The organism is Actinoplanes sp. NBC_00393, from assembly GCF_036053395.1.
Lineage (GTDB): Bacteria > Actinomycetota > Actinomycetes > Mycobacteriales > Micromonosporaceae > Actinoplanes.
The window spans coordinates 10439749-10454530 of record NZ_CP107942.1; the positions used below are offsets into that span (position 1 = coordinate 10439749).

At 68.8% G+C, this 14782-nt stretch carries 12 protein-coding genes and 1 pseudogene; 9 read left to right on the plus strand and 4 right to left on the minus strand.

Annotation, left to right across the window (positions count from 1 at the left end):
• Window positions 1–79: 79 nt before the first annotated feature.
• From rpsA to OHA21_RS48455, 4 genes are all read left to right on the plus strand, one after another.
• Window positions 80–1711: a 30S ribosomal protein S1 gene (rpsA, locus tag OHA21_RS48440; RefSeq protein ID WP_442875215.1), complete on the plus strand. Its 1632-nt coding sequence runs from the start codon at window positions 80–82 to the stop codon at window positions 1709–1711.
• Window positions 1712–1838: 127 nt separating this feature from the next.
• Window positions 1839–3020, plus strand: coding sequence for a dephospho-CoA kinase (coaE, locus tag OHA21_RS48445; RefSeq protein ID WP_328467235.1), 1182 nt, complete (start codon window positions 1839–1841; stop codon window positions 3018–3020).
• A gap of 268 nt (window positions 3021–3288) precedes the next feature.
• Window positions 3289–5406: an excinuclease ABC subunit UvrB gene (uvrB, locus tag OHA21_RS48450; protein WP_328467237.1), complete on the plus strand. Its 2118-nt coding sequence runs from the start codon at window positions 3289–3291 to the stop codon at window positions 5404–5406.
• An 82-nt stretch (window positions 5407–5488) separates the two neighbouring features.
• On the plus strand, window positions 5489–6205 hold the full coding sequence (locus OHA21_RS48455) for a VOC family protein (protein WP_328467239.1): 717 nt from the start codon (window positions 5489–5491) through the stop codon (window positions 6203–6205).
• 424 nt (window positions 6206–6629) lie between these two features.
• Here the strand turns inward: OHA21_RS48455 and OHA21_RS48460 are convergent, their stop codons facing one another.
• Window positions 6630–6956 (minus strand): antibiotic biosynthesis monooxygenase family protein, encoded by a 327-nt coding sequence (locus OHA21_RS48460; RefSeq protein WP_328467241.1) that lies wholly within the window; start codon window positions 6954–6956, stop codon window positions 6630–6632.
• Window positions 6957–7943: 987 nt separating this feature from the next.
• Between OHA21_RS48460 and OHA21_RS48465 the strand changes: the two genes are divergently transcribed.
• Window positions 7944–8945 carry a TerC family protein gene (locus tag OHA21_RS48465; protein WP_328467243.1) on the plus strand — a complete coding sequence of 334 codons (1002 nt, stop codon included), beginning with the start codon at window positions 7944–7946 and terminating at the stop codon, window positions 8943–8945.
• Between the two features lie 185 nt (window positions 8946–9130).
• Here the strand turns inward: OHA21_RS48465 and typA are convergent, their stop codons facing one another.
• A complete protein-coding gene (gene typA / locus OHA21_RS48470) occupies window positions 9131–10996 on the minus strand; it encodes a translational GTPase TypA (RefSeq protein ID WP_328467245.1) in 1866 nt (621 codons plus the stop codon).
• Between the two features lie 130 nt (window positions 10997–11126).
• On the opposite strand from typA, the gene OHA21_RS48475 reads away from it, so the two are divergent.
• Together OHA21_RS48475 and OHA21_RS48480 are read left to right on the plus strand one after the other, a co-directional pair.
• Window positions 11127–11915 carry a lytic transglycosylase domain-containing protein gene (locus OHA21_RS48475; protein ID WP_328467247.1) on the plus strand — a complete coding sequence of 263 codons (789 nt, stop codon included), beginning with the start codon at window positions 11127–11129 and terminating at the stop codon, window positions 11913–11915.
• Between the two features lie 186 nt (window positions 11916–12101).
• Window positions 12102–12527 (plus strand): uL11 family ribosomal protein, encoded by a 426-nt coding sequence (locus tag OHA21_RS48480; protein WP_328467249.1) that lies wholly within the window; start codon window positions 12102–12104, stop codon window positions 12525–12527.
• Window positions 12528–12557: 30 nt separating this feature from the next.
• On the opposite strand, the gene OHA21_RS48485 is transcribed toward OHA21_RS48480, so the two are convergent.
• Window positions 12558–13196: an ATP-dependent Clp protease proteolytic subunit gene (locus OHA21_RS48485; RefSeq protein WP_328467251.1), complete on the minus strand. Its 639-nt coding sequence runs from the start codon at window positions 13194–13196 to the stop codon at window positions 12558–12560.
• A gap of 120 nt (window positions 13197–13316) precedes the next feature.
• Between OHA21_RS48485 and OHA21_RS48490 the strand changes: the two genes are divergently transcribed.
• Together OHA21_RS48490 and OHA21_RS48495 are read left to right on the plus strand one after the other, a co-directional pair.
• Window positions 13317–13826, plus strand: a complete 510-nt coding sequence (locus tag OHA21_RS48490) for a SigE family RNA polymerase sigma factor (protein WP_328467253.1) — start codon at window positions 13317–13319, stop codon at window positions 13824–13826.
• Between the two features lie 15 nt (window positions 13827–13841).
• Entirely contained in the window at window positions 13842–14534 is a 693-nt protein-coding gene (locus OHA21_RS48495) for a hypothetical protein (RefSeq protein ID WP_328467255.1), read from the plus strand.
• A gap of 52 nt (window positions 14535–14586) precedes the next feature.
• Here OHA21_RS48495 and OHA21_RS48500 read toward each other — a convergent pair.
• Window positions 14587–14775: pseudogene (locus tag OHA21_RS48500) on the minus strand (MBL fold metallo-hydrolase); the annotation flags it as partial.
• Window positions 14776–14782: the final 7 nt, after the last annotated feature.

Consider the following 14782-nt stretch of genomic DNA (forward strand, 5'->3'; position numbering starts at 1 on the left):
TGCGCACGGTAAGCTAGTCGATGCGCTCGCGGATCGTGTGCCTCGGCAGGGAGCAGGCTCCGTGGTCGTCGGTCTCGGCATGATCGACTGCGTTGATCAGACTGCTCTCGGGTTGGTCGTCTCGTTTCGCTCGTGCCGCGTCCGGCGGCAGTTCCGTCGAGCGCGAGAGACACCACGACACCATCCGTTCGGAGCAACTGTCCACATGACGAGCAGCATCGAGGCCACCTCGAGCGCCAACAAGGTCACCGTCGACGACCTCGGCTCGGAGGAAGCTTTCCTCGCAGCCATCGACGAGACCATCAAGTACTTCAACGACGGCGACATTGTCGAAGGCACCGTCGTCAAGGTCGATCGGGACGAGGTCCTGCTCGACATCGGCTACAAGACCGAGGGTGTCATCCCCTCGCGCGAGTTGTCGATCAAGCATGACGTGGACCCCGCGGAAGTGGTGTCGGTCGGTGACCACATCGAAGCCCTCGTCCTCACCAAGGAGGACAAGGAAGGGCGGCTGATCCTCTCGAAGAAGCGCGCTCAGTACGAGCGTGCCTGGGGCACCATCGAGAAGATCAAGGAAGACGACGGCGTCGTCCGCGGCTCGGTCATCGAGGTCGTCAAGGGTGGTCTCATCCTCGACATCGGCCTCCGTGGCTTCCTGCCGGCCTCGCTGGTCGAGATGCGTCGTGTCCGCGACCTCCAGCCGTATGTCGGCCGTGAGCTCGAGGCCAAGATCATCGAGCTGGACAAGAACCGCAACAACGTGGTTCTGTCCCGCCGCGCCTGGCTCGAGCAGACGCAGTCCGAGGTTCGCACCGAGTTCCTCAACAAGCTCCAGAAGGGCCAGGTCCGCAAGGGCGTCGTGTCCTCGATCGTCAACTTCGGTGCCTTCGTGGACCTGGGTGGCGTGGATGGTCTGGTGCACGTCTCGGAGCTCTCCTGGAAGCACATCGACCACCCCTCCGAGGTCGTCGAGGTCGGCCAGGAGGTCGAGGTCGAGGTGCTCGACGTCGACCTGGACCGCGAGCGCGTCTCGCTGTCGCTGAAGGCGACGCAGGAGGACCCGTGGCGTCAGTTCGCCCGGACCCACGCGATCAACCAGATCGTGCCGGGTAAGGTCACCAAGCTCGTCCCGTTCGGCGCGTTCGTCCGCGTCGACGACGGCATCGAGGGCCTGGTGCACATCTCCGAGCTGGCCGAGCGTCACGTCGAGCTGCCCGAGCAGGTCGTCCAGGTCGGTTCGGACGTCCTCGTCAAGGTCATCGACATCGACCTCGAGCGTCGCCGGATCTCGCTGTCGCTCAAGCAGGCCAACGAGAACTTCGTGGAGGGCGAGGAGCACTTCGACCCGACCCTCTACGGCATGGCCGCGACGTACGACAACGAGGGCAACTACATCTACCCGGAGGGCTTCGACCCCGAGACGGGTGAGTGGCTCGAGGGCTTCGACAAGCAGCGCGAGACGTGGGAGAAGCAGTACGCGGACGCCCGCGAGCGCTGGGAGGCCCACACCAAGCAGGTGCAGGCGTCCCGCGAGGCCGACGCCGAGGCCGCGCTCAACCCGGCTCCGGCCGGTGGCGTGACCACCTCGTCCTCGTCCACCTCCACGAGCTCGTCGGCCCCGGCGCGCTCGACCGAGGAGCCGGCGGGCACGCTGGCCACCGACGAGGCTCTCGCCGCCCTGCGCGAGAAGCTGGCCGGCGGCAAGAGCTGACCTGACGGCAGCAGCCGGTAATACCCAGAAAGGCCGTCCCGACTCCGGTCGGGGCGGCCTTTCGTCTTCCCCGCACACCGGTGGCCCGAGAGCGCGCGCTGATCAACGCGACCGGGATACTGGTCCCATGTTGATGGTCGGGCTGACAGGTGGGATCGGTGCGGGGAAAAGCGCGGTCGCCCGGCGGCTCGCCGAGCGCGGCGCGGTGATCATCGACGCCGACCTGCTCGCCCGCGAGGTGGTCGAGCCGGGCACCGACGGTCTCGCGGAGATCGTCGCGCTGTTCGGTTCGGGGATACTGACTCCGGCCGGCGAGCTGGACCGGCCGGCGCTGGGCGCGAAGGTCTTCGGCGACGAGGAGGCGCGGCGCAGCCTGGAGCGGATCATCCATCCCCGCGTGCGGGCTCGTACCGCGGAGGTGACCCGTGCGGCAGCGCCCGACGCGATCGCGGTCAACGACGTGCCGCTTCTGGTGGAGGCGGGGCTGGCTTCCTCGTACCATCTGGTGATTGTCGTGGCGGCGGACCGTGACCTGCGCATCGAGCGGCTGACCGGCTTGCGTGGCATGACGGCGGCGGAAGCCGCCGCCCGGATCGATGCCCAGACCGATGACGAGAGCCGGCGGCGGGCCGGTGATGTGATCCTCGTCAACGACGCGGGCCTGGACGAGCTGCACGCCCGGGTGGACCAGTTGTGGTGGGGCCGCCTGGTCGAGTACGAGCGCAATCTGCGGCTGCGCCGTGCCGCTCCCAAGGGCCCTGAGCTGCAGCTGGTCCCGTCCGATCCGGAGTGGCCGCGGGCGGCGGCCCGGCTGACCGCCCGGATCCGGCACGGGCTGGGCGACCGGGTCGGAGTGCATCACATCGGCTCGACGGCGGTGCCCGGTCTGCCGGCCAAGGACATCCTCGACCTGATGGTGAGCGTGCGCACACTCACCGAGGCGGACGAGTTCGCTGACCGGTTGGGTGCGGTGGGCTTCCCGCAGCGGCCGGGGGAGTGGAGCGACAACGCGCACGGCGTTCCCGGCGGGACCTGGCCGAAGCGGATGCACGGCAGCGCCGACCCCGGATACCGGGTGAACCTGCATGTGCGCGTCGCCGGCTCGCCCGGCTGGCGGTTTGCGCTGCTCATGCGTGATCACCTGCGCGCGGTGCCGGAGGCGCGCGAGGCCTATGCCGCGGCGAAAGCCGAGCTGGCAGAGAAGCACAGGGACCGAGCGGGGTACGCCGAGGCGAAGGAACCTTGGTTCGAGTCGGAGGCGCGTGCTGCCGATGACTGGGCGGAGGCCACGGGCTGGCAGCCGGTCTGAAAGGTAGAGGGCCCTCGCGGCGGCCGGTCGGCGCTGGGCGCGACCCACCGTGGGTGCGCTCGCCGGGGCGTCCAGGGCGCATCGACCTCGGTGCGGCACGGCGGAGCGTCTGGCGATCCGTCCGGTGCCTGCGGCCGCCGCGAGCGGCCTACCTGACCAGGGTAGGCGGCCGTTTCAAGGCCGGACAATGCCGATGCGCGGGGCCGAATGTGCACCCTCAGCACGCGGCTTCGAAAACTTGTCAGACCCTCGACGTACGGTGGTGGGCATGGCGCTCGACATCCCACGACTCGACGGCCGGTTCGAGGTCATCAGTGACTACCAGCCTGCCGGTGACCAGCCGGCCGCGATCAACGATCTTGAGCGGCGGGTGCGCCGCGGCGACCGCAACACCGTCCTGCTAGGCGCCACCGGTACGGGTAAGAGCGCCACCACCGCCTGGCTGATCGAGCGGTTGCAGCGGCCGGCGCTGGTGCTCGCACCCAACAAGACGCTCTGCGCCCAGCTGGCGAAAGAGTTCCGCGAGCTCCTGCCGAACAACGCGGTGGAGTATTTCGTCAGTTACTACGACTACTACCAGCCTGAGGCCTACATCGCTCAGACCGACACCTACATCGAGAAGGACTCCTCGGTCAACGAGGAGGTGGAACGGCTGCGCCACTCGGCCACCATGTCACTGCTGACCCGGCGCGACACCATCGTGGTCGCCACGGTCAGCGCCATCTACGGCCTGGGCACCCCCGCAGAGTATGTGGAGCGTGCCGTCCGGGTGAAGGTCGGCGGCGAGATCGACCGGGACAAGCTGCTGCGCCGGCTCGTCGACATTCAGTACACGCGTAACGACATGGCCTTCCAGCGGGGCACCTTCCGGGTCCGCGGCGACACGCTGGAGATCATCCCGGCGTATGAGGAGTTGGCCGTCCGCGTCGAGCTCTTCGGCGACGAGGTGGAGAAGCTCTACTACCTGCACCCGCTCACCGGCGAGGTGATCCGGGAGGTCGACGAGCTGATCATCTTCCCGGCGTCGCACTACGTGGCCGGGCCGGAGCGGATGGAGCGGGCGATCCGCGACATCGAGGCCGAGCTGGCCGACCGGCTCGCCGAGCTGGAGCGGCAGGGCAAGCTGCTCGAGGCGCAGCGGCTGCGGATGCGGACGACCTACGACCTCGAGATGATGCGCCAGGTCGGCTTCTGCAACGGCATCGAGAACTACTCGATGCACATGGACGGCCGGACGTACGGTGAGCCGTCCTACACACTGCTCGACTACTTCCCCGACGACTTCATCACCGTGATCGACGAGTCGCACGTCACGATCCCGCAGATCGGCGGGATGTACGAGGGCGATGCGTCGAGGAAGCGGATCCTCATCGAGCACGGCTTCCGGCTGCCCAGCGCTGCCGACAACCGGCCGTTGCGCTTCGACGAGTTCCTCGAGCGGGTCGGGCAGATGGTCTTCCTCTCCGCGACGCCCGGCCCGTGGGAGATGCAGCAGGCCCAGGGCGAGTTCGTCGAGCAGATCATCCGCCCCACCGGCCTGGTCGACCCGCACGTCGTGGTCAAGCCGACCAAGGGCCAGATCGACGATCTGATGCACGAGATCAAACTGCGCACCGAGCGGGACGAGCGGGTCCTGGTCACCACCCTCACCAAGAAGATGGCCGAGGACCTCACCGACTACCTCCTGGAGAACGGCATTCGCGTGCGTTACCTCCACTCCGAGGTGGACACGCTGCGCCGGGTCGAGCTGCTCAAGGAGCTGCGCAAGGGCGACTACGACGTGCTGGTCGGCATCAACCTGCTGCGGGAGGGTCTCGACCTGCCCGAGGTCTCGCTGGTGGCGATCCTCGACGCCGACAAGGAGGGCTTCCTGCGCAGCGGCCGGTCGCTGATCCAGACCATCGGCCGCGCCGCGCGTAACGTCTCCGGCGAGGTCCACATGTATGCGGACAAGGTCACCCCGTCGATGCGCGACGCGATCGACGAGACCGAGCGCCGTCGCGCCAAGCAGATCGCGCACAACGAGGCCAACGGCATCAAACCGCAGGCGCTCCGCAAGAAGATCCACGACATCCTCGACGACATCTACCGCGAGGCCGAGGACACCGACTCGGCGGTCGCCGGTCCGATGGTCGGTGGTGGCGGCCGGCAGATGTCGCGCGGCAAGGCCCCGGTGCCGGAAACCCGGTCCAAGGCCCGGGCCGGCAGCGGTACAGCGCGTGCCGGCATGGCCCGCGCCGAGCTGGCCCAGCTCATCCAGGACCTGAACGAGCAGATGCTCGGGGCGGCGCGGGAGCTGCAGTTCGAGCTGGCGGCGCGGATTCGCGACGAGATCTCCGAGCTGAAGAAGGAGCTGCGCGGCATGGACATGGCGGGGGTGAAGTAGGGGACGCGGCGCCGTCGCCGGCTGTTTACGCTGACGGCATGAGGACTGCCCTGGAGCCGGTTCCGGGCCGACGGCGGCGCCGATGATCCGCTGGGTCTCCGCGGTCGTCGACCGGCCGGCACGGAAGCTGGACGTCGTGGTCGAGTTCTGGGCCGCGGTGTCCGGCTCGGCAGCCGGCCCACCGGACACGGCCGGTCTGGTCGGCCTGCACAGCGATCGCGGCGACGACTACCTGCGGGTACAGGGGGTCCTCGACGGTCCGGGCGGCGTCCATCTGGATCTCTCCGTCGACGACGTGCCGGAGTTCATCGAGCAGGCTGTCGAGGCCGGTGCGTCGGTGGTCGCTGACCAGCGGATCCTTACGTCTCCCGCGGGCTTGCCGTTCTGCGTCCTCCCGTGGAAGGGCGAGCATCGCCGGACGAGGCCGTTCGGTGGTCCCGATGGGGCGCTCTCGCGGGTGCATCAGGTCTGCTTGGACATCGCGCCTGTGGAATTCGGCCCTGAGCTGGGCTTCTGGACGAGGCTGACCGGGTGGGCGCTGGACACCACCGGCCTGCCGGTCTTCTCCCGGTTGTGCCCGGAGCCGCCGATCCCGATCCGGATCCTGCTCCAGCGGCTCGGCGAACCACGGCCGGCCTCGGCCCACATGGACATCTCGTCGGCGGACATCCCTGCGGCCCGCGCTTGGCACGAGACCTTGGGCGCCGCCTTCGTCGGCGAGTGGCCGCACTGGACGACGATGCGCGACCCCGCCGGCGTCGTCTACTGCCTGACCCGAGGCAACCCGGCGACTGATTGAGGCCGGTGACCAATCCGCGCGAGCCGGCGTACCTGACCAGCCAGCATGCCTTGGCTGGGTCGCTCGCCGCGCGTTTGGGGGTAGCCAGCGAGCGATGCGGGGGTCGACGTCCGGGGTGGCCGGCGGGTGGCGCGGGGTCGACGTCCGGGGTGGCCAGGCGAGTGGCGGGGTCGACGCCCGGCGTGGCCAGGCGAGTGGCGCAGGGTCGACGTCCGGGGTGGCCAGGCGAGCGGCGCGGGTCGACGCCCGGAGCTGCCGGCGCATGACGCCGGGTCGCGGCCTGGGGTGGTCAACGAGCGGCACGGGGTCCTCCGGCCTGGGCTGGCTCCGGCGAGTAGCGCGGGTCGATGGCTGCGGCGACCAGTAAGTGCTAGGGCTCGAAGCTCTGAATAGCCAGCCAGCGGTGAGCGGCCGGGGCCGCGGATCAGCTGGTGAAGAAGTCGGAGTCGGTGCGGGTTGTGGCGGGCGTCTCGGTGAAGAACTCGGCCAGCGGCGGCTGGGCCAGCGCGCCGCCGATCGTCGCTTTCCACTGAGCGAAGCGTTCGGTGCGGCGGAAGTTCTGCTCGTGGGCTTCCACGCTGTCCCATTCGACGAACAGCGCGAACCGGGTCGCTGACTCGACGCCGCGCTTGAGCCGGACCGAGCGGCAGCCGGGGGCGCCTGAGATCAGTGGGCGCGCCAGCTGATAGGCGGCGACGAAGTCGTCTCCCCGGCCGGGAAGTACGTCGATCAGCGTGACTTCGAGAACCATGTCAGCAAGCGTCCCATACGCACCAGATGGCTAGCTTACTAGGATGCTTTGAGGCGGGTGTGCCCGGCGTGCCGCGGGAAGCGGCGGTTACAGCGATGTGGGCGTGGCAACACGGGGACGCAGGTTGGCGGCGTGAAGACGTGAGGGTCTGGGCGCTGGCCGCGGCGGTGGAACCGGAAGGCAGGCCGGTTGAAACTGCAATCGTGGCAGTTGGCTAACCGCGGGTGGGCGGGAGGCCGTGAGCGGCAGTTGGTCAACCGCGGGTGGGCGGGAGGCCCTGGGCGGCAGTTGGCCAATCGCGGGTGGGCGGGAGGCCGTGAGCGGCAGTTGGTCAACCGCGGGTGGGCGGGAGGCCCTGAGCGGCACTTGGCCAACCGCGGGTGGGCGGGAGGCCGTGAGCGCGGCGGTGGGTCGGGGACCCCACACCCTGAGCGTGGTCGCTGGCCGGCCGTTGGCTGGGGAGAGACGCGAACGTGGGACAGGCCGGCGGCGGGGAGAGTTCGGCGTGTGAGGGTGAGAGTGGGGCCGCGGCGACGGGTGAGGGGTCAACGCCGGGTGTAGGCGGCGGCGGGTGCGGCCAAGGCGGAGGGCTTGCACGAGGCGGAATTGGCGAGAGTCGAACGGCGGGGTGGGGGTCGGGGCTACGCTGAGGGCGCGGCGTCATTTCGGAGGATGGCGGGTGGACCGGCGGGGGCCGATGGCTTAAGTCTTGTAGCGGTAGGGATGGGCGGGTTTGAACCGCGAGTCCCGCCACTTCCGGGCTCCCGGTGTGCCGATTGCGGGTGGGATGCGCAACAATGGCTCACGTGGGAGGGGAGTATTCCCCCGCTCCGGTCTCGTCAACACGGAACGCCTCTGCGGCGGACCCGGGGCCGGTGGTCGCGGAGCTGATCCGCGGCGGAAGAGACCTCCGACAGTCGCACGTCGCTGTTCTCGCATGATCCATGAGCGGGCGCAGCGACGAACCGTGTCTGCCGGAGGTCCTCGTTGAACGTTTCCGCCTGGGTCTGGGGCGCCACTTTGGTGGCCCTGATCGCAGTACTCGCCGTCGATCTACTGATCATCGGGCGTAGACCGCACGAACCCAGCATGAAAGAGGCGGGCAGTTGGGTCGCCTTCTACGTCGGCCTCGCCGTGGTCTTCGGCATCGGTGTGTGGGTGACGGCCGGAGGGCAGGCGGCCGGTGAGTTCTACACCGGCTGGCTCACCGAGTATTCGCTGAGCGTCGACAACCTCTTCGTCTTCGTGATCATCATGGCCCGGTTCGCGGTGCCACGACACCTGCAGCAGAAGGTGTTGTTGATCGGCATCGTGCTCGCGCTCATCATGCGCGGCGCGTTCATCGCCGCCGGCGCCGCGCTGATCTCGCAGTTCTCCTGGGTGTTCTACATCTTCGGCGCGTTCCTCGTCTACACCGCGATCACGCTGGTCAAGGACGGGGAGAACGACGAGGACGACTTCAAGGAGAACATTCTCATCCGCTGGGCGAAGCGGGCCCTGCCGATTTCGAGCTCGTTCGGTGACGGCCGTTTCAGCGTGGTCACCGAGACCGGCAAGCGGATGTTCACGCCGATGCTGATCGTGATGATCGCGATCGGCACCACCGACCTGATCTTCGCGCTCGACTCGATCCCGGCGATCTTCGGCATCACGAAGGAGCCGTACCTGGTCTTCACCGCGAACGTCTTCGCGCTGATGGGCCTGCGCCAGCTCTTCTTCCTGCTCGGTGGCCTGCTGCAGCGCCTGGTCTACCTCAACATCGGCCTGGCCGTGGTGCTCGCCTTCATCGGTGTGAAGCTCGTGCTCGAGGCTCTGCACACCAACAGCCTGTCGTTCATCAACAACGGCCACGGCTTCCACTGGGCGCCGGAGATCCCGATCTGGCTCTCCCTGCTGGTCATTCTGGGCACGCTGGCTATCGCCACCGTCGCCAGCCTGGTCAAATCCTCCCGCGATCGAAAGCGCGAGCTGATCAGCACCAAGAGCTGACAACAGCGGGGGTACGCGCAAAGCAGCGAGCCCGGGCGACGAAAGTCGCCCGGGCTTTCCCGTTGCTTAAGCCCGGCGCTCGCCGGACGGCCCGGATCGGCGCCGTGGCCGCGGCAGTGTCGTACCGGAAATGGGTGGAAAAAGGCCCGCCCACTATGACAGCGGGCGGGCCTGAAAAGCGGGAGTTACTGCTGGTGCTTGCGGCGGGCGGCGGCCCGGCCGCGGACCGTCTGGTCGAGCTCGACCTTGCGGATGCGGACGGCGTTCGGGGTGACCTCGACGCACTCGTCCTCGCGGCAGAACTCGAGGGCCTGCTCCAGCGACAGCTTGCGCGGCGGGATCAGGCGCTCGGTGTTGTCGGCGCTCGCGGCCCGCATGTTGGTGAGCTTCTTCTCCTTGGTGATGTTGACGTCCATGTCGTCCTCGCGCGAGTTCTCGCCGACGATCATGCCCTCGTAGACCTCGGTGCCCGGCTCGACGAAGAGCTGACCGCGCTCCTGCAGGTTGATCATCGCGAAGCCGGTGACCGCGCCGGCCCGGTCGGCGACGAGCGAACCGTTCTGGCGGGTGCGGAGCTCGCCGAACCACGGCTCGTGGTCCTCGTAGAGGTGGTGCATGATGCCGGTGCCGCGGGTCTCGGTGAGGAACTCGGTGCGGAAGCCGATCAGGCCGCGCGCCGGGACCAGCCACTCCATCCGCAGCCAGCCGGTGCCGTGGTTGATCAGCTCCTGCATGCGGCCCTTGCGGGTGGAGAGCAGCTGGGTGATGGCGCCCATGTACTCGTCGGGGGCGTCGATGGTGAGCCGCTCGACGGGCTCGTGCACCTTGCCGTCGACGGTCCGGGTGACCACCTGGGGCTTGCCGACGGTCAGTTCGTAGCCTTCGCGCCGCATCTGCTCGACCAGGATGGCGAGGGCGAGCTCACCACGGCCCTGGACCTCCCAGGCGTCGGGGCGGTCGGTCGGGAGGATCCGCAGCGAGACGTTGCCGATCAGCTCCTTGTCGAGGCGGTCCTTGACCATGCGCGCGGTGACCTTGGCGCCCTTGACCTTGCCGACCAGCGGTGACGTGTTGGTGCCGAGGACCATCGAGATGGCCGGCTCGTCGACGGTGATCAGCGGCAGCGGGACCGGGTTCTCCGCGTCGGCGAGGGTCTCACCGATCATGATCTCCGGGATGCCGGCGAGGGCGATGATGTCGCCGGGGCCGGCACTCTCGGCGGGCTTGCGCTCGAGGCCCTCGGTGACCAGCAGTTCCGAGATGCGGACGTTGCTGATCGTGCCGTCGGTCTTGCACCAGGCGACGGTCTGGCCCTTGCGGATGGTGCCCTCGTGCACGCGGCAGAGCGCGAGCCGGCCGAGGAACGGCGAGGCGTCGAGGTTGACCACGTGGGCCTGCAACGGCGCGCCCTCGGTGTAGGTCGGGGCCGGGATCGTCTCCAGGATCGTGCTGAACAACACCTCGAGGTCGGTGGAGTCCTCGGGGACGGTGCCGTCCTTGGGCTGGGTCAGCGAGGCGATGCCGTCGCGGGCGCAGGCGTAGACGATCGGGAACTCGATCTGGTGCTCGTCGGCGTCGAGGTCGAGGAAGAGCTCGTACGTCTCGTCGACGACCTCCTTGATCCGGGCGTCCGGCCGGTCCACCTTGTTGATGATCAGGATGATCGGCAGCTTGGCGGCGAGCGCCTTGCGGAGCACGAAGCGGGTCTGCGGCAGCGGGCCCTCGGAGGCGTCCACGAGGAGGGCGACGCCGTCGACCATGGTGAGGCCGCGCTCGACCTCACCGCCGAAGTCGGCGTGGCCGGGGGTGTCGATGATGTTGATGGTGACCGGGTCGCCCTCGGCGGGCTGGTAGCTGATCGCCGTGTTCTTGGCGAGAATGGTGATGCCCTTTTCCCGCTCCAGGTCCATGGAGTCCATGACGCGGTCGGCCATCTCGCCGCGCGCGTGGGACTGGCTGCCCTGGCGCAGCATGGCGTCGACCAGGGTGGTTTTGCCATGGTCGACGTGAGCGATGATGGCGACGTTGCGTAGGTCGGTGCGGGTCTGCATAAACCCATTGTCCCTGGCTCAGGTTGCCGTCGGGGGTGCGGGGTGCTTCTGTCCGGTTCCGCGGCCAGCGAAGATCGGCCAACTGCTGTTAGCGTTCCTCATCGATGTTCGACGGGGGAGGTTCGCATCGATGAGAGTTCGTCTCGCTGCGGCGGTGATCGCATTGATGGTCGCGGCCGGCTGTGGTCTGGCCGGCGGCAGCGACGAGGACGTGGCGGCTCCGGCGCCGGTGGCCGCGACCCCGAGTGACGTGCCCACCTCGACCGAGCTCCTGGAGGAGCCGACCGAGGAGCCGGTCGAGGAACCGTCGCCCACGCCGTCGAAGAAGAAGGCGACGAAGAAGCCTAAGCCGAGCCCGACCGGGCCGACGAACAACTTCCAGGCGCCGGCCTGCGCCGACTACGAGGGCAAAGAGGTCTCGAAGGCCAAGGCGAAGGCAGCGCTGAACACGGCGGCGGGCAGGACCTACTGGCCGCAGAAGGCGCCGGAGCTGAAGGTGCCGGCCGACCTGGTCCGGGCGGTCGCGTGGCACGAGAGCGGCTGGACGTCGAACATCGTGAACTGTGACGGCGGTTTCGGCCTGATGCAGGTCATGCCGGACACCGAGGACTTCATCAACACCCGGTTCGAGAAGGCGTACAACTCCCGCGACTACAAGCAGAACGCGACCCTCGGCGCCAATTACCTGGCCTGGCTGACCAAATGGTTCGGCGAGCACCACTTCAAGGAGAAGTACGACCTGAGCACCTCCAAGTGCAAGTCGGACTCCTCGCTGTGCCTGCTCAACATGGTGATCGCCGGCTACAACATGGGCCACGTCGCGGTCGACGAGGCGTACGCGAACGGCGAGCTGGCCAACCCGGAGTACGTCGCCAACATCCGGGCGAACATGCGCTCCTGCTTCTGCGACCAGTACTGATCCGGGGCGGTCCCGGGCCGCCCGGGACCGCGAGCTACACTTGTCGGCGGACCCGAGACCCCGCTTACTCAAGCCGTTTTGACCCTCTCGTCAGGGCGGTAGTAAGGTCTCGGGGTTGTCGTGTGTCGTTGATGCTGGCGAGCTGCGTTGTCTCGGCCCGCAGCTCACCCTAAGGAGCCTTACCCAATGCCTCCCAAGAAGAAGACCCATGAGGTAACCCTCGCGCTTGAGGCGGGTAACGCCGCGATGGTCGACCTCGGTAAGATGCTCGGCCCGACCGGCGCCAACATGCGCGCCGTCAAGGTGGAGTACGACGAGGCAACCTCGAAGAACCGGGGCGAGATCATCCCGGTCATCGTGTCGGTCTACGAGGACCGCAGCCACACGCTGGCCTACAAGACGCCGCCGACCAGCTTCCTCATCAAGAAGAGCCTCGGCATCCAGTCCGGTGCGGCCAACCCGCTCACCACGACCGTCGGCACGCTCAGCGCTGCCCAGGTCAAGGAGATCGCGGAGCGCAAGCTGCCCGACCTCAACGCGAACGACCTCGACGCCGCGATCCAGATCGTCGCCGGCACCGCCCGTTCCATGGGTGTGAAGGTCACTTCCTGAAGTACCTGAGAGAACGGGCCTCGGTGATCATCACCGGGGCCCGTTCTTCTTGGGCGGCACCACCTCGTCGATCAGGCCGTACTCCAGGGCCTCGGCCGCGCTGAGAGTCCGCCCGGCGGACAGGTCGTCCTCGATCCGGCTGCGCGGCTTCCCGGTCACCTCGGCCAGCCGCAGCACCGCCTCCTCGAGCTCGCGCAGGTGCTGACCGGCCGCCGCGGCCACCTCGTCAGCCGTGCCGGTCACCCCGGCGGCCCGCGGTTCGGCCAGCTTGAACCGGGCATGCCGGTACGCCGCCCGCCGATCCGCCGCGGCCAGAACCGCCAGCACCGCGCCACCCGCCTCGGAGGTCACCACGGCGTGCACCGGCGCGGTCAGCGAGTCGATCACGTCGATGATCGCCAGGGCCGCGGCCAGGTCGCCGCCCGGGCTGGCCACATGCAGCTGCACCGGGTCCGCGCCGGCCGAGTCCAGAGTGAGCAGCGCCGCCGCGATGCCGGTGGACGCCTCCCCGGTGAGCTGGCCGCGGAGCATCACGATCCGCTGGTCGAAGAGCCGCTCCTCGAGCCAGCCGGGCAGCCCCGGGCCGCCGGGAAGATTCGGTGACTGCCACTCGGGCGGCTGGTTCGGCGGGGGAAAGCCCCAACGGGACGGGTCGTGTCGCAGGTTCACCGCTACCTCCAGTGCTCGGGGGCCGCTGCCAGCGTAACCGCGAGTATTCTCTCCGGCTCCGTGCAACCCGAAGCAAGGTCACGGTCGTCAGGGAGGCGTGAGAGCGAAGGAGGGGCTCGTGTGAAGAACGAGCGTGATGAGCAATTCCATCATTTCGTGGTGTCCCGGCGTGCCGGGCTGGTGCGGACCGCGACTCTGCTCACGGCGGGCGACGCCCACCTGGCCGAGGATCTCGTGCAGTCCACGCTGACCAAGCTGTACGTCGCCTGGCCGGCGTTCCAGCGGGCCGACAACCCGGACGGCTATCTGCGCCGGGTGCTGGTCAACGCGCTGACGGACGAGCGGCGGCGGTGGTGGCGGCGCCGGGAACGGCCGATGGCCGAGATCCCGGACCGGGCCGCGACCGAGGCCGTGGCCGGTGACCTGGAGGAGGGGCTGCGCGCGGCCCTGACGCAGTTGCCGCCGCGGATGCGGGCCGCTCTGGTGTTCCGCTACTTCTACGACCTCGACGTCGCCGACACCGCCGACGCCCTCGGCTGTTCCGAGGGAACGGTGAAGAGCCAGACCGCGCGGGCCCTCGACCGGCTGCGTGCGGTCATCGGTGAGAACCCGTCCCTAGCACTGCGCTGACCACGGAGAATGACCATGATGAACCTGTACGACGGGTTGGAGCGGATCGCCGGTTCCGGCGCCACATCCACACCCTCACCCGCACAGATCGAGGCCGATCTGGCCCGCGGACGCCGTGCCCTGCGCCGGCGCCGCCTCGTCCAGGCCGGCGGGACTTCGGCGTTCGCGGTTGCCGCCGTCGCCGCGGCCGTCGCCTTCGCCACCGCCGGGCCGGCGTCCACCGCGCCCCTGGCCGAGGCGCCCGCCATCACCGCGCCGGCGGCCGTTGCCACCAAGCTCGTCGCCTACCAGGGCGAACAACCGGACGCCTTCGAAATCGACCGGGTGCCGGAGGGCTGGGTGCTGCAGAGCTCCGACGAGGGCGGTCTGGTCCTGGCGCCAGAGGGCCCGCTCGCCGACCCGTCGTCCGGCCCGGCCGACACCGCCAACAGCGATCCGCGCAGCTTCGTCGGCAAGATCGCCGTGATGCTGCAGGACGCCAGTGCGCCCGCCGAACTCGGCGGCAAGCAGGTCGAGGTGGCCGGCAACCCCGGCGTGCTGACCAAGATGCTCGACCAGACCGACGGCTCCACCCTGTTCCTGCAGGTGCCGGACCGCGGTCACCTGGTCATCCAGGTGTGGGACGGCCTCGGCTGGGGCGAGCAGCAGGTGCTCGAGTTCGCCGCCGGCATCCACGTCAACGAGAACGCCACGAAGAGCGTCGGCTGAGCGGCGGGGAGACCGGAGCAATTGAGGTGCCCCGGTCTCCCCGCCCGCATGTCTACCAGCCCCGCGCACGCCACTCGGGCAGCTGCGGCCGCTCGGCGCCGAGGGTGGAGTCCTTGCCGTGGCCGGGGTAGAACCAGGTGTCGTCGCCGAACCGGTCGAAGAGCTTGTGCTCCACGTCGTTGATCAGCGACACGAAGTTGTCCTTGTTGCCCCGGGTGTTGCCGACCCCGCCGGGGAACAATGGGGGT